Consider the following 17,407-nt stretch of genomic DNA (forward strand, 5'->3'; position numbering starts at 1 on the left):
AAATTATGTTTATAAAAATTTTAAAAAGCAAAATTCATACAGCAACAGTTACAGGAAAGAATCTTTTTTACGAAGGAAGTCTTACTCTCGACAAAGAAATAATGGAAAAAGCTAAATTAAAATCCTTTGAAGCTGTCTGGGTATATAATTTAAATAATGGTAAAAGGTTTGAAACTTATCTCATAGAAGGAAAAAGTGGTGAAGTCATATTAAATGGTGCTGCTGCAAGATTGGGTGAGGTGGGAGATAAAATAATTATTGTTTCTTATGCTTGGGTTTCAGAGGAGGATTTAAAAGATTTTCAAACTACATTGGTATATCTTACAGAAGAAAATCAAATCAAAGATATAAAGTTCAAATCACATTCTTAAATGCTTAAGGTTTATCCTGTAAGTCTTGGCTGTCCCAAAAATAAGGTTGATTTTGAAAAGTTACTTTATGTTCTTTTAAAGAAAAACTATGAAATAGTTCTTTTTCCTGAGGAAGCAGATATTTTGTGGGTAAACACCTGTGCTTTTATAAGACCTGCTGTGGAAGAAGCAATTGAACATATTTTGGAATTGGGGGAGAAAAAAAGAAGAGGTCAAAAACTCATCGTTTCAGGATGCTTAACTTCAAGATATGGAAAAGAAACCCTTAAAAAACTTTTTCCAGAAGTAGATGAGTTTTTTGGAATAGAGCCATTTAAAGAATTTGAAAGGGAAGAACCCTCGGATAGAATTCTTACAGAAAGTCCTTTTTATGCCTATTTAAAAATTTCAGAAGGATGTAATTATAAATGCTCCTATTGCACCATTCCCAAAATAAGAGGTCCTTTAAGAAGCAGAGACGAAGAAGAAATAATAAAGGAAGCGGAAAACTTATTAAAAAAAGGAGTTAAAGAGCTTATTTTAGTTGGACAAGATATAACCTCTTATAAAAAAGATAAAGGAAAGAAAGAGGGTTTGATTAAACTTCTTTATAAGCTTTCAGAACTTCCTTACGAGTTTAGACTAAGGCTTCTTTATTTACACCCAGCCAATATTAACAAAAAGTTTGTTAAGGAAGTCCTTTCAAATCCGAAAATTGTTCCCTATTTTGATATTCCTATTCAACACGCTCATTCTGAGATTTTAAAGAGAATGAAAAGACCTGTAAATTCTGAAAAAATTAAAGAAATAATTTCTTACATAAGGGAGCTAAATCCTTTGTCAGCTATAAGAACCACTGTAATAGTGGGATTTCCAGGAGAAGGTGAAAAGGAATTTTTGTATCTCTGTGATTTTGTAAAGGAAGTAGAATTTGATCACTTAGGGGTTTTTATTTTTTATCCTGAGGAAGGCACTTTTGCAGAAAAACTTTTCCCCAGGGTTAAATATAAAGAAAAAATAAGAAGGAAAAAAGAAATTATGAAGATTCAAAAAGAGATTTCTAAAAAGAGACTTAAAATGAGAATAGGAAGTAGGGAGGAGGTTCTTGTTTTGGGAGAAGATATAAGAGGGAAACTATTTGGAATAGCTAAAATCCAGGCTCCAGAAATAGACGGAATAACTTACATTTTAAAAGAAAATGAAAAATCAGTTTATCCAGGTGATTTAGTAAAGATTAAGGTAAAGAAAACAGGTATTTACGATATGTGGGGAGAAATGATTAAAGAATAAATCTCACAAGTTCTGTATCGGAAACGATGTTTTCTAATTTTTCTCTCACATATTCTGGGGTAATAACTATTTTTGTTGGTGCAATGTCTGGAGCGTCAAAAGATATATCTTCTAAAACTTTTTCCACCACTGTGTAAAGTCTTCTTGCTCCAATGTTTTCCATTTTTTGGTTTATTTCGTAAGCAATTCTTGCCATTTCTTCTATAGCTTCTTTAGTAAATTCTAATTCTACCCCTTCGGTTGCTAATAAAGCTTGATACTGTTTGATAATGGCATTTTCTGGTTCTGTTAATATGCGGACAAAATCCTCTTTTGTTAAGGGGTCAAGCTCAACCCTTATAGGAAATCTTCCTTGAAGTTCAGGAATTAAATCTGAAGGTTTAGCAATGTGAAAGGCTCCACTTCCAATAAACAAGATGTAATCTGTTCTAACCATTCCGTAACGGGTGTTGACTGTGGTTCCTTCAACAATGGGAAGAAGGTCCCTTTGGACACCCTCTCTTGAGACATCAGGACCGTGAGTTTCTCCCCTGCTTGTAATTTTATCTATTTCATCAATAAAGATAATACCACTTGTTTCGGTTCTATGTATAGCCTCTTTTATTACTTTATCCATATCTATTAGTTTGTTTGCCTCCTCTTTAGTTAAAATTTCTAAAGCTTCCTTAACTTTAACCCTTCTTTTTTTGGTTCTAAAGGGAAGAAAAGTAGAAAGCATATCCCTTAACTGCATTTCAATCTCTTCTAAACCTGAGGCTGCAAGAATTTCTATGGCAGGTGTTTTTTGAGATGGCTCAATCTCAATTTCTACATATCTTTCATCTAAAGCCCCATCCCTTAACATTTTTAAAAACTTTTCTTTGGTTAAAGGATCGTATTCTACTCTTGAAGATGAAGAAGGAATAAGAAGTTCAACCAATCTTTCTTCTGCATTTCTTTTTGCCTTTTCTAAAACTTTTTTTTCTTCTTCCTCCTTTACCATTTGCACTGCAATGTGAGTAAGATCCCTTATCATGGATTCTACATCTCTTCCCACATATCCTACTTCGGTAAATTTTGTGGCTTCCACTTTTAAAAAGGGAGAATTGGAGAGCTTGGCAAGTCTTCTTGCAATTTCTGTTTTTCCAACACCCGTTGGTCCAATCATAAGAATATTTTTCGGATAAATTTCTTCCTTTATAGGTCCTTTAATTTGTTGCCTTCTCCAGCGATTTCTCATAGCAATGGCAACAGCTCTTTTTGCTTTTTCTTGCCCAACTATGTAACGATTTAATTCGGCTACAATTTCTCTTGGTGTAAGTTCTTTGTGGCTCATAGTTCTTCTACCACTATTTCAGAATTTGTGTAAATGCAAATTTCTCCTGCTATTCTAATTGAAAGTTCTGCAATTTCTTTAGCTGAAAGATTGGTATGTCTAAGTAAAGCTTTTGCAGCAGCAAGAGCCATTGGTCCTCCAGAACCTATAGCTATTACATTTTCGTCTGGTTCCACTACATCCCCCGCACCTGATATAAGAAGTAAATGTTCGGAATCGCAGGCAATAAGAAATGCTTCCAACCTTCTCAATACTTTATCTGTTCTCCAATCCTTTGCCAGTTCAACTGCAGCTCTTAAAAGTTGTCCACCATAAGCTTCAAGTTTTTTTTCCAATCTTTCAAAAAGGGTTAAGGCATCAGCTGTTGCTCCTGCAAATCCTGCAAGAACCTTTCCTTTGTAAAGCTTTCTTATTTTTTTAGCCTTATGTTTAAGTATGGTGTTACCAAAGGTAACCTGACCATCTCCTGCCATAGCAATTTTGCCATCCCTCTTTACAGCAATAACAGTAGTTCCTTTAAACATGTTATAAAGCTTACCATAATTTGAAAAATTAAAAAGTCCTTGATTTTATCCAATAAAATTTTATTATTTTTTTTAACTAAAAATTAAGTGAGGTAAAGGTATGGAATTAAAAAAGTTGAAAAAGGTTAGCGATTATGAATGGGAAATTCCTCCGCATGGAGATATGAGAGTTCCTGGAAAAATCTTTGCAGATGAAAAACTCATTGAGGAAATGGATGAAAAGGTTTATGAGCAGATTTGCAATGTGGCAAGTCTTCCTGGTATAGTTAAGTTTTCCATTGCTATGCCAGATGCCCATTGGGGTTACGGATTTCCTATAGGAGGAGTTGCTGCCTTTGATCCAGATGCAGGAGGAATTATTTCAGTAGGAGGAGTAGGATACGATATTTCTTGTGGAGTAAGAACTTTACTTTCTCCTCTTACTAAGGAAGAAGTAGAACCCTATTTGGAAAAGCTTGTAAAGGAACTTTTTGAAACAGTTCCTTGTGGAGTGGGTTCTGAAGGGGAAATAAAACTTTCTCCCTCAGAGTTAGATGAAGTTCTTGTTGGTGGTGCAAAGTGGGCAGTTGAAATGGGCTACGGGGAGAAAGAAGATTTAGAATACATTGAAGAAAAAGGATGTATGCCTGGAGCAGATCCGGCATATGTTTCCAAGGAAGCAAAAAAAAGGCAACACAGACAGGTAGGAACTCTTGGTTCAGGAAATCATTATCTTGAAATACAATATGTAGCAGAAATTTATGATAAAAGGGTGGCTTCTACCTTTGGACTTTTTGAAAACCAAGTAGTTGTTACTTTTCATTGTGGTTCTCGTGCTCTTGGGCATCAAATTGCCACTGATTATCTTCCAGTTTTAGCTCAAGCAGCAAGAAAATACGGAATACCTATAAAAGAAAAGGAACTTGTTTGTGCACCGATTAATTCTCCTGAAGGACAGCAGTATTTTAAAGCTATGGTATGTGGAGTAAATTGTGCCCTTGCTAATCGTCAGGTCATTACTCATCTCGTAAGGGAAGTATTTAAAGATTTCTTTCCCGGTATTCATTTAAAAATACTTTATGATGTAAGTCATAATACCTGTAAAGTAGAATATCACGAAGTAAACGGAAAGAAACTAAAGCTTTATGTGCACAGAAAAGGAGCAACAAGAGCTTGGGGACCTGGAAGAAAAGAATTGCCAGAAGCCTATAGAGAAGTAGGGCAACCAGTTATCATAGGTGGTTCTATGGGAACTGCATCTTATATTTTGGTAGGGACAAAAGAGGGAGAAGAAAAGGCTTTTGGTTCTGCTTGTCACGGAGCAGGAAGAACCATGAGCAGACACCAGGCTATAAAATCCTTTAGAGCTGATGATATAATAGAAAAATTGAGAAAAAGAGGGATTATCGTAATGGGAAAATCTAAAAAGGGTCTTGCAGAGGAGGCACCAGAGGCTTATAAAGATGTTAATGAAGTTATAAATGCTACCTGTAAAGCAGGACTTACTAAAAAAGTTGCCAAACTCATTCCAATGGGATGCATAAAGGGATAAAATTTTTTAAAAAGTTGACTAAATAATCAAAATCGTTAAAATAAAAATTAAATTTCAAATACAGGGGGGTGCCATGAAAAAAGTCATTTTAAAATTTACTGGAATAGGTTTAGCAGGTTTATTAGCTTTTGGTTGCACATGCCCTGTAAAAGCACCTGAGACAACTAAAGCACCTGAGGCAACTCCAGCCAAGTCAGAATGCCCAGATTGCATAACAGAGGTTAAAAACCAAGTTGATGGTTTAAAGGCAGAGCTTGAAGCTTTAAAAACTCAGGTAAATCAGCTCAAAGTTGATGTAACCAATGCCAATGAGGCTGCTCAAAAAGCAGTTTCTGCATCTCAAAAAGCAATGGAGGCAGCTAACAAGGCTGAAGAGGCTGCTAAAAAGGCAGAAACTGCAGCAGCTAAGTGCGAAAGAATCTTTGAAAAGGGATTAAAAAAATAAGAAATGCAAAAACCATTTTTAAAGCTGGGGGAGGTCTTAGGAACTCCCCCAAATTTTTTTAAAAAAGAGGTAGATTGTTATTCTGAAAAGCCTCACAAATGTAAAGAAAGGGATTGGTCTGAAATAGTTCATACCTCTAAACCTCTCAAAGAAAAAAACTTTTATTGGAAATTTTCCCCTAAAAAAGCTTTTTGGGAAATTAAAAAAGAATGGCCTCCAGAAAGAATAGAAATTAAAATTTGGTTAACCTCAGAATACATAGAAGGTAGAGCCCCGGGTGTTAGCAAGAGAATTGTTAGAATCCTTAGAGAGGGCGGATTTGCTGTCCAAAAAACACTTAACTTAAGAGGAATGTTTGTGGAAGAAGCGAAAGAAGCCTTTGAAGAATTTATGAGAGAAGCTATTTTAAATGGGGAGAGGTGTGTTTTAATTATTCATGGAAGAGGTCTTTCTTCAAAGCACGAGCCAGTGTTAAAAAATAAAGTAAGAGAATGGTTAGAGAGAGGACCTTACAGAAAATATGTATTAGCCTATTGTTCTGCAAGACCCTGTGATGGTGGTTTAGGTGCAACCTATGTTCTTCTCTCCTCAAAACCTATAAAAAGATAATGTTTATAAATTCTCCGAGAAAAAAATTTTTCATTTCCGGTTCTCCAGGAGTTGGTAAAACCACCTTAGTAGAATATCTCTTCAATTTTTTAAAAACTCATCTTAAAGGATTTGATCTCAAAGGATTTATAACCAAGGAAATAAGAGAAAGAGGAGAAAGAAAGGGATTTAAAATAAACCTTTTAGATTCCGAAAAAGAATATATTCTTGCATTAAAAAGAGAACTTTTATCTTCTAAGGAAACCAAAAAAAGACCCTTCGTGGGTAAGTATTTAGTAATGGTAGAAAATTTAGACAAAGTAATAGAAGAATTAGAAAAGAATTTTAATAAAGAAAGGGTTTTTTTTATTGTTGATGAAATAGGTAAAATGGAAATTTTGTCCCCAAAATTCTGCAAATTTATAGAAAAACTTTTAGAATCTGAAAATTACTTTTTAGCTACCATAGGTAAAGGAGAGTCTGCATTTTTAGAAAAGGTAAGAAACTTTGAGTTTTCTTTCTTTTGTGAAGTTACAAAAGAAAATAGAGAATTTTTAAAAAAAAGACTTAGTTTAGAATTTTTTAGAAAGGGTAAACTTATAGCTGTAGAAGGGATAGATGGTGCTGGCAAAACTACTTTTTCAAAAGCTTTATGCGAAAAGCTAAGAGAAAAAGGAATTGACTCCCTTTTTGATTTTGAGCCTACTTCAGGTCCTTTTGGGAAAAGGATAAGAGAAATTTTAGAGAAAAAGATGGAATATAGTAAGGAGGATTTGAAATCACTTTTTTTAAAAGATAGGATGTGGCATGTAGAAAATTTAATTATTCCAGCTTTAGAAGAAGGAAAATGGATTATTCTTGATAGATACTATCTTTCTACGCTTGCTTATCAAGGTTCTCAAGGTTTCTCGGTAAGAGAGCTTTTAATAGAAAATGAAACCATTGCTCCTATTCCTGATCTTGTGATTTATTTAGATCTTCCTTCTTCCGAGGCTTTTGAAAGAATAAAAAACCGCAAATTAAGCTTTTTTGAAAACACAAATTTTTTAAAAAAAGTTGATGAAAACTATAAAAATTTTCTAAAATTTTTTAATCATTTGATAGTTGATGCCAAAAAACCTTTAGAAGAAAATTTAAAGTATGTTCTTGAGTTTTTAGATAGTAAATTTAAAGGTTCCTTTTCCTAAAATATCGTGAAGATGTAGTATCCCTACGAGTTTGTTGTCATAGTTTATTACAGGTAAAACTGTAATAAGGTATTTTTCCATCATCTCAAGGGCTTCCATCGCTAAGCGATTTTCTTCAATTACTTTCGGATTTTTAGTCATAACTTCTTCAACCCTAAGATTACTGTAAGTTTTATATTTTAAGAATATTCTTCTAAGATCTCCGTCTGTAATAATTCCTGTTAGAATTCCCAAAGAATTAGTAATTAAGACACAGCCTAATCTTTTTTTATCTATTTCAACTATAGCATCTTCTAAAAGAGTTCCTTCAAGGACAACGGGTATTTTTTCATCTGTTAACATAATTTCCTTTACCTTTACTTTTAGTCTCTCTCCTAAGGAACCTCCTGGATGATTTCTTCTGAAATCTTCAGATTTTAGACCCTTTAATTCAAAAAGACATATAGCTAAGGCATCTCCCAAAGCTAAGGTAGCAGTTGTACTTGTTGTAGGTGCAAGATTAAAAGGACAGGCTTCTTTAGGAATCTTTGTATTAATTACTATGTCAGAAAGTTTAGCTAAACTACTTTCTGGATTCCCTGTAAAACTGATTATTTTTATGTTTCTTTTTTTAAGGATTGAAGCAAGCTCACAAACTTCTAAAGTGTTTCCAGAATAGGATATAGCAAGTAAAATGTCTTCGGGTGTAACCATTCCTAAATCTCCATGAAGGGCTTCAACTGGATGAAGGAAAAAAGAAGGTGTTCCAGTTGAAGATAAAGTGGCTGAGATTTTTCTTCCTATAATTCCGCTTTTTCCTACCCCTGTAACAACAACTCTTCCTTTGGTATTCAGAATAAGCTCTAAAGCCTCAATGAAGGAAGTATCTAAATTTTTAGATAATTCTTCAATACCCTCCTTTTCTATTTCAAGAACTTCTTTTGCCCTTTTAAGTAAGTCTTTTTTCATAAAGAATAAATACTAATGTATTAAGAAGGGATTAGAAGAAACCTCGGTAAGGTAAAAATTTTCAAATTCTATAAAAAAGGTTAAAAGATCAAGGATTTTGTTGGTAAGATTGGTTATAAGCTCCTCTCTATATAAAATTTCAGCAAGTTTTTGTTCAGCCCACTCCAAATCTTTTAAAGATAAGTCATTTCTTGGAAGGTGTTTGTAAATTTGGTAAAAAGCCCTTCTCGTTTTAAACCGCTCTTTTATGTTATTAATAATTTCTTCAGGATTAAAGGGTATTTTTTTAGTAATCAAACTTTGTAAATATTGTAAATCCTCTTCTTGAAAGTTCCAAAAAGAATCTATCCAATCCTTTAAACTTACTATTTTGTCTGAATTTTTCATAGTTACCTTAATGTAAACCAAAGACGAAAAAAAATCAAGATAATAAAAATGAAAATTATTAAGAGTTTTGATTTTCAAGTTTACTTAATCTATAAAATTGTTCCAGAATTTCTCCATTAAGTATTCTTTTTGCTCCTACAAATTTTGAACTGAAATAAGGTTCATCCAAGGAATCTATAGAAAGTCCTCTTTTTGACGAGGAAAAATGGATAAATTTATTATTTCCTATATAAATTCCTACATGATTAATCCTTTCTTTGTCTCCACTTCTTGAGAAGAAAAGAAGATCTCCCGGAATCAATTCATCTTTTCCTACATCTATACCTACTAAAAATTGTTCACGAGAGGTTCTCGGAAGTTCAATTCCTAATTCTTCATATACGAGTTTTACAAACATAGAGCAATCAAGATATCCATCTCCGTTCCCGCCAAGCTTATACTTGTAATTTTTATATTCTTCAGCAATTTCTAAAAACTTCTTTTTGAGAAGATTTTCGTCCCTTTCATTTAAATCAGATTTAGATAAAAAGTTTATACTAAATTTTTGAGATAAAACTTCTTTAGGTTTTTCCTTAAAATAAACGGTAGGATTTTCTAATATAAAAGGTTTTTCATCTAAAGAACTGTTAGGTATTTTTAGTTTTTGTCCCACGAAAATGGTATTGTCTTCAATTCTATTAAAGCTTTTTAATTCATCTAAGGGAACATTAAATCTTAAAGAGATAGAATATAGGGTATCTCCTTCCTTAACTTTATATAGTGTAAAATTACTTTTTTCGGATTTTCCCAGAGGCTTTTCTTGAGCGATTTCAGTTTTAGAATATTGATATATTTTTATTTTTTGCCCAGGTTTTAATTTTGTAGTTTTTAATCCATTTATTTTCATTAACTCTTTTAAAGGAACTCCATAATTTTTAGAAATTCTGTAAAGGGTTTCTCCTCTTTTGACTTTATGATAAAAAACTTGAGGCTTATTTTGATAAGAAAATTCGTTTGAGTGATTTGCCAATTCCGGTTTATTTATTTGCAATTTTACAGGTATTTTTAAAATTTGACCCTCTGAAATGTGATTATCTGAGAGGTTGTTTAGCTCCCTAAGTTCGTCTAAGGAAATGTTATATTTTTTGGAAATGCTATAAAGAGTGTCTCCTTTTTTTACCAGATAGGGAATGTATTTTAACTCAAGATTGTTGTGAATGTAAGTAGGTTGCGATTTAGAAAAAGAAAAAGAAGGAATTAAAAAGATAATTGACAAAAAACTTAAAATATAATAAAACTTTCTTTTCATCTGTAAAAATTTTTAAAAATTTGGTAAAATTGAAAAATGAAGTTAAAAGTTTTATACAGGAAAAATAGAAAAAAGTCAAATATTTGTTTATAAAAGAATATAATAATTATTTAAAAGAGGGGTTATAAAATGATTCCAAGGTATACAAGACCGATAATGGCAAAACTTTGGAGTCCTGAAGAAAAACTTAGAGTTTGGTGTTTAGTTGAGTTTTATGCCTGTGAAGCCTGGTATAAGCTTGGTAAGGTTCCTGAAAAAGATTATCAGATTATTAAAGAAAAATTGACTCCCTATATGGAAGGTGGATTTAAGGAAGAAAATGTTAAAAGAGTAGAGGAAATTGAAAAAGAAACAAAGCACGATGTAGTAGCTTTTTTGACTCATCTTTCTGAGATTATAGGACCTTCTGGGCGTTATCTTCACCTTGGCATGACCTCCTCTGATATGCTTGATACTGCCATGGCATGGTTAATGAAAAGGGCTATGGAAATCATTATAGAAGATCTAAAAAGGGTAAAGGAGATTTTAAGGAATAGAGCCTATGAATTTAAGGACACTTTGATGATTGGAAGAACCCATGGAATTCATGCAGAGCCAATCACTTTTGGTTTAAAGCTTGCTCTCTGGTATGAAGAAATGAAAAGAAATGAAAGAAGACTCTTTCAGGCTCTTGATACGATTTCTTACGGAAAAATATCTGGAGCAGTGGGAACTTTTGCGCATGTTCCACCTGAAGTGGAGGCTTATGTTTGTGAAAAACTGGGGCTTAAACCTGATCCTATTTCTAATCAGATTGTTCAGAGAGATAGATACGCAGAATATATGGCTTCTCTTGCCATCCTTGGAACAACGGTAGAAAAAATAGCTACAGAAATAAGGCATTTGCAGAGAACAGAGGTACTGGAAGCTGAAGAATATTTTTCTCCTGGTCAAAAAGGTTCTTCGGCTATGCCTCACAAGAGAAATCCCATTCTTTCTGAAAACCTCTGTGGGCTTGCAAGACTCTTAAGAGGATATTTGCTTCCAGCTTTGGAAAATGTGGCTTTGTGGCATGAAAGAGACATAAGCCATTCATCAGTTGAAAGGGTTATAATTCCTGATGCTACAACAGTTGCGGATTTTATGCTTGCAAGACTTGAGAATCTTCTCAAAAATTTAGTGGTCTATCCTGAAAACATGAAAAAAAACTTTAATCTTCTAAGAGGACTTGTTTTTTCACAACAGGTTATGCTTGCTCTAACGGAAAAAGGTATGATAAGAGAGGAGGCTTACAAAATTGTTCAGGAACTGGCTATGAAGGTTTGGCAGGATAAAACCCTAAATTTTAAAGATCTTGTATTAAAAGATGAGAGGATACTTAAGTTTTTAAGTCTTGAAGAGATTGAAAAAATTTTTGATATTTCATATTATTTGAGATATGTAGATAAGATATTTGAGAGGGTTTTTAAGGAAGATTAGATGAGTTTAAAGGTAGTTGCAGGTTTTTTAAAAAGGGGGAATAGGTTTTTGCTTGTTAGGAGACCTTTTAATAAAAAGAGGGGAGGATTTTGGGAATTTCCAGGAGGAAAGGTTGAGAACGGAGAAACCTTACAAAAGGCTATAGAAAGGGAACTTAGAGAAGAATTGGGAATAGAAGTGAGGGCAAAAAATTTACTTGCTAAAACAAATTATAAATATCCAGAAGGAGATATAGAGCTTTATCTTCTTGAGGTGGAATTTGAAGAAGAGCCTGTTTTAAAGGAAGCTTTAGAAATGAAGTGGGTAGATTTTGAGGAATGTGAAACTTTAGAGCTCTGTCCAGCAGATAGTAAAATTATTGAGATTTTAAAAGATACTTGTAAAAAATAAAATATGGGTTAATTTAATAAATTAGCTTAATTGGGGCGGTTAGCTCAGGGGTAGAGCGCCATCCTCACACGGTGGATGTCGCTGGTTCGAATCCAGCACCGCCCATTTACTCCTTGCTCCCTTTATAAATAAAGGGGGCCAAATAAAGGCCAAAAGGAGGAGACCTATGTTTGAACTTTGGGAACCTGTCAAAAGATTTCGTAAATGGGAATCTCTTTTTATCATCCATCCAGAAAGAGTGGAAGAAAAGGATCAGGTTTTAGAAAAGATCAAACAAATTGTTGAAGCAAAAGAAGGCAGGCTCTTAAAAGTTGATGAATGGGGAATGAGAAAACTTGCCTATCCTATTGAAAAGAAAAAACAAGGTTATTATGTGTTAATAGAGTTTTATGGATTAACAGATTTACCTAAGGAATTAGAGGAATTTTTTAGAATTGATGAAAGAGTTATAAGATTTATTATTGTAAAACTGGAAGATAGATTTAAGCCAGAAACTGCTGAAACTAAAGAAATTCAGGAAGGAGGTGTATAAAAAATGAACGAAGGATTAAATATAAAGAGAAGATTTTTTGTAAGAAAAAAAGTTTGCAAATTTTGCGTAGATCCCAATTTAAAAATTGATTATAAAAATCCGGAAATTTTAAAACCCTTTTTAAATGAAAAAGGTATGATTATTCATAGAAGACAAACTGGCACATGTGCTTATCACCAAAGAAAATTGACTACTGCTATAAAAAGAGCAAGAATAATGGCACTTTTACCATTCGTAGCTGATGTGGAGACAGAAGAATAAATACTGAAGGAGGAATCTTATGGAAGTTATTTTAATAAAAGATGTTCCTAAGCTTGGTAAAGCAGGAGATGTGGTAAAAGTAAAGGATGGATATGCAAGAAATTACCTTATTCCAAAAGGTTTTGCTATTTTAGCCAATCAAAAAACTATAAAAGCTCTTGAAAATCAAAGAAAAATTATATTAGCTAAAGCAGAAAGAGAAAGAAAAAAACTTGAAAGTCTTGCAGAAAAGCTTGAGGGTTTAACTCTTACAGTTTATAGAAAAAAAATAGAAGAAGATAGAATTTTTGGTTCTGTTTCTTTGTTGGATATTGTTAACTTACTAAAGGAGCAAGGTATAGAAATTGAAAAAAATCAGGTATTATTAGAAGAACCCATTAAGACTTTAGGAACTTTTGAAGTTCCTATAAAATTAGGTAGTAAAATAGTAAATATAAAGGTTGAGGTATTAGAGGAAAAATAAATAAAATGCCCTCAACCAAACATTCCAAAAAAATAGAAGCAAATTCTGAATTCGCCTTTTTTTCAGAATTTTTACCTCCTCAGGACTTACAAGCAGAAAAGTATCTTTTAGCAAGTATTTTTATAGATCCCTCTTCCATAGTTAAAATTATTGATTACTTGAAACCAGAAGATTTTTATTCTCCTGCTCATAGGGCTATCTATTTGGCTTGTCTTTCTCTTTTTGAAAGGGATGAACCTATTGATATAGTTACTGTTTACAACGAACTTGAGAAAAGAGGAGATTTAGAAAAAGTAGGTGGAGCAGTTTATTTATCAGAAATTGTAGGACTTCTTCCCACCTCAGCTCACATCCTTCATTATGCTAAAATAGTTAAAGAAAAGAGTATTTTAAGAGAAATTATAAGGGTAAGTCAAGAGCTAATATACAGGGCTTATTACTCAGGAGAAGATTCTCAGGAATTATTAAATTATGCAGAAAAGGCATTTTTTGACCTTTCCTATTACGGAAGAAAGGAAAGCTTTTCACTCCTCAAAGAAGTTATAAAAGATACTATAAAACATTTGGAAAATATTTATAAAAAGGGGACTGCTATAACGGGAATTCCTACAGGATTTTATGATCTTGACAGGATGACAGCAGGACTTCAAAAAGGAGATCTTATCATACTTGCTGGTCGTCCTGGTATGGGTAAAACTGCCTTTGCACTTGATATTGCAAGAAATGCCAGTAAACTGGCTAATATTGGAGTGGCCATATTTTCTCTTGAAATGGGTAAACAGCAACTTTGTGCAAGAATGCTTTGTGCTGAGGCAAAAGTGAATTTTCAAAGATTTAGAACAGGACAGCTTGATTCTCAAGAATGGCAAAAAATAACTCAAGCTGCCTCAACTTTAAGTCAGCTTCCCATCTATATTGATGAGACCCCAGGGATTAATATTTTAGAGTTGAAAGCCAAAGCAAGAAAACTTTTAAAAGAGATTTCTCTCGGACTTATAGTAATTGACTATTTACAGCTTATGAAAGGACTTGAGAAAAAGGAGAGAAGAGAACAGGAAATCTCAGAGATTTCTGCAGGATTGAAATCACTTGCAAAGGAGCTAAATATTCCTATACTTGCTTTATCTCAGCTTAACAGAAAAGTTGAAGAAAGACCCGATAAAAGACCCCAGCTTTCAGATCTTAGAGAATCAGGTGCTTTGGAACAGGATGCAGATGTAATTTTATTTATCTATAGAGATGAATTCTATAATAAAGAAACCCCCGAAAAGGGGATTGCAGAAATAATCATAGGTAAACAAAGAAACGGACCTATAGGAGTAGTTAAACTAAACTACTTTCCTCAATACACCTCTTTTGGCAACTTAGATACAACTTTATCCTTTTAAGTTTTAACTATCAATACAGGACAAAAAGAATTAGCAATTATCTTTTCTCCAACACTTCCTAAGGTTTTCCGACTTTCACCTATTACAATGGTTGTTGCATCTATTTCTTTAGCAGTTTCTATAACTTCTTTATAGGGTTCTCCAAATTTTACAAAAACTTCAACTTTTATTCCTTCCTTGGCAAACTCTTCTGTAAGAGAAAGAAGGTGAGATTCTAAATCTTTTTTCAAGGTTTCCAGAACTTCCTGAAGATCAATAACGGGCTCTACAGGAAGCTTAATTACAGAGATAACTCCTAATTCACCATTGTAAGTTTTGGCAATAAGTCCTGCCTTTTTAACTGCTTTATTTCCGAATTCAGAGGTATCAGTTGTAGCAAGAAGCCTTTTAAAATCAATTTTACCATCTCTCGGAATTTTAGGGACTATAAGAACATCAACAGGGCTCTCATCAATGACTTTATGGGCGGTGCTTCCTATGAAAATTCTTTCAAATACAGTAAGCCCTCTTCTACCTGTAACGATAAGGTCACAATTTTCTTTTTTAGATATTTCTATAATCTTTTCAGCAGGATCTCCTTCCTCAAGGATGGTTTTTATGCTTACACCTACTTCTTCAGCCATATCTTTTGCTTCCTCAATAGCCTTTTCATAAGGCTTTTTGATTAAATCCTTTACATGTCCAAATATAGAAAAAGAGCTTGCAAGTTCTCTGTGGGTAGGAACTATACTTGCAACCACAACCTCAGCCTTAGTTTTTTTTGAAAAATTTAAAACCTCTTCAAGGGCATGCATACTTCTTTCTGATCCATCAATTCCAACCAAGATTTTTTTATACATAGGCACCTCCGAAGTTTAGAATTTATAGAATAATTTCATTTTAGTTAAAAAAAATTTAAAGGTCAAGGCAATTTTTAAAACACAAAACCAAATTTTGAATTATTTTTTAGATGGAAAAACATAAATCCAAAAGTAATTGACAATTTCAAAAGGATAAAGGAAATTTCCTAAGGACTTAGTGCCAGAATCTTTTTTGACAGAAACAACCCACCATCCAGGTTCTTCCAAGGATACTACAAAAAACCCTTCTTTATTTGTTTTTACAGTCTTTTTTAAATAAGGATAATTTATCTCTCCATAAGAATCCTTGGGGAGGTCTTCTAAGCTTAAAAAAACAGGGCTAAATTTTTCAAATTCTACAATTACATTTCTAAGAGGTTTATTCTGATAAAGAACTTGTCCCCAGAAAATACCTCTATCGTTGAATCCATAAGGTCTTGTATATGGCTTTATTTCTAAATCAAAACCGCATAGATTATCCCAGCCTTTTTCCACTTCAACATGGAAAGGCACCTTAGCAAAGGATTTTCTCAATTTAAGTTCCCTTGTTAGGTAATAATCACTTTCTATACATAAATAATAGTCACCCTTTTCTTCAGGAATTACCTGTGTTTTATAACCCACTCTTTTTACATTTAATGCTTTGTCATCGTATTGGGTTCTAAAAAGAGTAAGTTTGATTTGTTTATTATTTGGAGACAGTAAAAAAAATTTTTTGGGTGGTTTTAAATCGTAGATAACTCCAAAGGCAGGTTCAGAGCCTCCTATATAAAATACTTTTTCTTTTTTAATTTTCCCATAATTATCAGAAGGAGAAATTATAAAAAGCTTATAAGCTGAAGCAGAAGAAGTAAAAAAAACTAAAAAGATTAAAAAAAGGAAAACCATCTTATTAGGTAAATCTATTTAAAATCCAGGAAACAACTGCGCTTTTAAGTTGTAATTCCTGTTCCGGAGTAAGACTTGAAAGCCAGTATTTTATCCACTTTTGAAGCCTGTTTAGATGAATTTTAGGTATCTTTTCTCCGTAAATCATTTCTAAAGCCCTTAAATACCATACAAAAATTGCCTGAAGAGGCATAAAACGATATTCCATAGTAATGGGATATAAAGTTTCATAGAAAGCTCTTGTAGTAAATTTTTTATCTGGCTCATTAGGGAAGCGTCTTATACTCAATTTAGAGACTGGTTTTCCATCACTTGAAGACATATCAAGGTTTCTTAAAAACTCAAGATTTTCTTGAAAAACACTTAATTTTTCCTGATTGAGACGAATAATTTCGTCTTGTAAAGCCAAAAGCGCAAGTGGATTTTCCCTTTCTTTATAATACTTTGCCATTTTTTGCTTTAAAATAGATTTACGAGAACGCCCACCCATAAAAACACCCCTTTTTCATTTAAAAATTTTCCCTAAATTAATAAAATCACAGATTTAACTTTTTTCAAGCCTTTTTAAGAAAAGATGATATTAAAAAACCAGGAGATAATACTCATCATAGAGAAGGATGCAGTTTCAGCTTTTAAAATATAGGGAGATAGAGGTAGAGGAACAAACTCCAATTTTTTTAGCAATTCTTTTTCTTCTTTGCTAAATCCTCCTTCTGGACCTGAAATTAGAACGATTTCTTTAGAATTTACTAATTTTTTTAAAAAAGTTTCAAAAGATATTTCTTTTTCTGGGGAAGCTACGATTTTAAAAGATTGAGGAAAAGGGTTTTTAGACAAAAAATCTTTAAGAACTACCGTAGCTCTGATTTCAGGAAGATAAAGTCTTCCAGACTGTTTTAAGGCATTTATGCTTTTTGTTTTTAAACGGTGAATTAATTTAGAAGAGGGCTTTACAACGGAATGATCACATAGAAAGGGGATAAACTCAGTAATTCCAAGTTCTGTCCCCTTTTCCACCAAGAATTCTGTTTTATCTCCTTTTAAAACCGGAATAAGTGCTGTAATTTTTTTGGGTAAAGGTTCTTCTTTTCTTAAAAGTTTAAGAATTTTTACCCTTACTTTAAGCTCTTTTCCTTTTCTTAATATTTCAACAATTTCTCCTTCATACTCTTCCCCTTTTCCATTAATAAGTTTTATTTTTTCTCCTTCTTTTTTCCTTAAGACCCTTATTAAATGATGAGACTCCTCTTCAGAAAGAAATCCTTCTGATTCTTCAAAGGTAAAATAAAATCTATTACCGGCTTGAAGTTCCACAATATTATAATACAATTAACT

At 32.9% G+C, this 17,407-nt stretch carries 21 protein-coding genes and 1 tRNA gene; 13 read left to right on the forward strand and 9 right to left on the reverse strand.

The annotated features are described in order from the left end of the window. The first annotated feature begins 5 nt into the window (after positions 1-5). The gene (gene panD / locus ACLGLP_RS03375; protein WP_492113523.1) at positions 6-371 is read left to right on the forward strand and encodes an aspartate 1-decarboxylase; all 366 of its coding nucleotides are present in this window, start codon (positions 6-8) and stop codon (positions 369-371) included. Then, on the forward strand, positions 372-1,640 hold the full coding sequence (gene rimO / locus ACLGLP_RS03380) for a 30S ribosomal protein S12 methylthiotransferase RimO (protein ID WP_492113524.1): 1,269 nt from the start codon (positions 372-374) through the stop codon (positions 1,638-1,640). On the opposite strand, the gene hslU is transcribed toward rimO, so the two are convergent. Continuing rightward, on the reverse strand, positions 1,630-2,955 hold the full coding sequence (hslU, locus tag ACLGLP_RS03385) for an ATP-dependent protease ATPase subunit HslU (protein ID WP_492113525.1): 1,326 nt from the start codon (positions 2,953-2,955) through the stop codon (positions 1,630-1,632). The two genes, rimO and hslU, sit on opposite strands and share 11 nt — an antisense overlap. Next, entirely contained in the window at positions 2,952-3,479 is a 528-nt protein-coding gene (gene hslV, locus ACLGLP_RS03390) for an ATP-dependent protease subunit HslV (protein WP_492113526.1), read from the reverse strand. Before hslV ends, hslU begins: the two co-directional genes overlap by 4 nt. Before the next feature lie 100 nt (positions 3,480-3,579). On the opposite strand from hslV, the gene ACLGLP_RS03395 reads away from it, so the two are divergent. The 4 genes from ACLGLP_RS03395 (at position 3,580) to tmk (ending at position 7,230) form a co-directional block, all read left to right on the forward strand. Beyond that, positions 3,580-5,010, forward strand: a complete 1,431-nt coding sequence (locus tag ACLGLP_RS03395; RefSeq protein WP_492113527.1) for an RtcB family protein — start codon at positions 3,580-3,582, stop codon at positions 5,008-5,010. Positions 5,011-5,083: 73 nt separating this feature from the next. Beyond that, complete coding sequence (locus ACLGLP_RS03400; RefSeq protein WP_492113528.1) at positions 5,084-5,455, forward strand: alanine-zipper protein; 372 nt, start codon at positions 5,084-5,086, stop codon at positions 5,453-5,455. 3 nt (positions 5,456-5,458) lie between these two features. Next, complete coding sequence (locus tag ACLGLP_RS03405; RefSeq protein WP_492113529.1) at positions 5,459-6,064, forward strand: Smr/MutS family protein; 606 nt, start codon at positions 5,459-5,461, stop codon at positions 6,062-6,064. Continuing rightward, positions 6,064-7,230, forward strand: coding sequence for a dTMP kinase (gene tmk / locus ACLGLP_RS03410; protein WP_492113530.1), 1,167 nt, complete (start codon positions 6,064-6,066; stop codon positions 7,228-7,230). Before ACLGLP_RS03405 ends, tmk begins: the two co-directional genes overlap by 1 nt. On the opposite strand, the gene ACLGLP_RS03415 is transcribed toward tmk, so the two are convergent. The 3 genes from ACLGLP_RS03415 to ACLGLP_RS03425 are packed head-to-tail and all read right to left on the reverse strand — an operon-like array spanning position 7,198 to position 9,853. Continuing rightward, the gene (locus ACLGLP_RS03415) at positions 7,198-8,178 is read right to left on the reverse strand and encodes a KpsF/GutQ family sugar-phosphate isomerase (protein WP_492113531.1); all 981 of its coding nucleotides are present in this window, start codon (positions 8,176-8,178) and stop codon (positions 7,198-7,200) included. The genes tmk and ACLGLP_RS03415 overlap by 33 nt on opposite strands. A 12-nt stretch (positions 8,179-8,190) precedes the next feature. Continuing rightward, positions 8,191-8,565, reverse strand: coding sequence for a hypothetical protein (locus ACLGLP_RS03420; RefSeq protein ID WP_492113532.1), 375 nt, complete (start codon positions 8,563-8,565; stop codon positions 8,191-8,193). Between the two features lie 58 nt (positions 8,566-8,623). Continuing rightward, on the reverse strand, positions 8,624-9,853 hold the full coding sequence (locus tag ACLGLP_RS03425) for a C40 family peptidase (protein ID WP_492113533.1): 1,230 nt from the start codon (positions 9,851-9,853) through the stop codon (positions 8,624-8,626). Between the two features lie 129 nt (positions 9,854-9,982). Between ACLGLP_RS03425 and purB the strand changes: the two genes are divergently transcribed. The 7 genes from purB (at position 9,983) to dnaB (ending at position 14,345) form a co-directional block, all read left to right on the forward strand. After that, a complete protein-coding gene (gene purB / locus ACLGLP_RS03430; protein WP_492113534.1) occupies positions 9,983-11,311 on the forward strand; it encodes an adenylosuccinate lyase in 1,329 nt (442 codons plus the stop codon). After that, positions 11,312-11,701: a (deoxy)nucleoside triphosphate pyrophosphohydrolase gene (locus ACLGLP_RS03435; RefSeq protein ID WP_492113535.1), complete on the forward strand. Its 390-nt coding sequence runs from the start codon at positions 11,312-11,314 to the stop codon at positions 11,699-11,701. It begins immediately after the preceding gene. Between the two features lie 33 nt (positions 11,702-11,734). Continuing rightward, positions 11,735-11,806: transfer RNA gene (locus ACLGLP_RS03440), tRNA-Val, on the forward strand. Between the two features lie 61 nt (positions 11,807-11,867). After that, positions 11,868-12,233 carry a 30S ribosomal protein S6 gene (gene rpsF, locus ACLGLP_RS03445; protein WP_492113536.1) on the forward strand — a complete coding sequence of 122 codons (366 nt, stop codon included), beginning with the start codon at positions 11,868-11,870 and terminating at the stop codon, positions 12,231-12,233. 3 nt (positions 12,234-12,236) lie between these two features. Continuing rightward, on the forward strand, positions 12,237-12,494 hold the full coding sequence (gene rpsR, locus ACLGLP_RS03450) for a 30S ribosomal protein S18 (RefSeq protein ID WP_492113537.1): 258 nt from the start codon (positions 12,237-12,239) through the stop codon (positions 12,492-12,494). A 19-nt stretch (positions 12,495-12,513) separates the two neighbouring features. Continuing rightward, a complete protein-coding gene (rplI, locus tag ACLGLP_RS03455; protein ID WP_492113538.1) occupies positions 12,514-12,957 on the forward strand; it encodes a 50S ribosomal protein L9 in 444 nt (147 codons plus the stop codon). Positions 12,958-12,962: 5 nt separating this feature from the next. Continuing rightward, the gene (gene dnaB, locus ACLGLP_RS03460; protein WP_492113539.1) at positions 12,963-14,345 is read left to right on the forward strand and encodes a replicative DNA helicase; all 1,383 of its coding nucleotides are present in this window, start codon (positions 12,963-12,965) and stop codon (positions 14,343-14,345) included. Here the strand turns inward: dnaB and ACLGLP_RS03465 are convergent. From ACLGLP_RS03465 to ACLGLP_RS03480, 4 genes are all read right to left on the reverse strand, one after another. After that, a complete protein-coding gene (locus ACLGLP_RS03465) occupies positions 14,342-15,184 on the reverse strand; it encodes a universal stress protein (RefSeq protein WP_492113540.1) in 843 nt (280 codons plus the stop codon). The genes dnaB and ACLGLP_RS03465 overlap by 4 nt on opposite strands. Before the next feature lie 99 nt (positions 15,185-15,283). Beyond that, entirely contained in the window at positions 15,284-16,072 is a 789-nt protein-coding gene (locus tag ACLGLP_RS03470) for a DUF4198 domain-containing protein (protein WP_492113541.1), read from the reverse strand. A gap of 4 nt (positions 16,073-16,076) precedes the next feature. Further along, complete coding sequence (locus ACLGLP_RS03475; RefSeq protein WP_492113542.1) at positions 16,077-16,562, reverse strand: hypothetical protein; 486 nt, start codon at positions 16,560-16,562, stop codon at positions 16,077-16,079. Between the two features lie 74 nt (positions 16,563-16,636). Next, positions 16,637-17,401 carry an RsmE family RNA methyltransferase gene (locus tag ACLGLP_RS03480; protein WP_492113543.1) on the reverse strand — a complete coding sequence of 255 codons (765 nt, stop codon included), beginning with the start codon at positions 17,399-17,401 and terminating at the stop codon, positions 16,637-16,639. Positions 17,402-17,407: the final 6 nt, after the last annotated feature.

It is taken from the genome of Caldimicrobium sp. SLHALR3 (genome assembly GCF_058692735.1).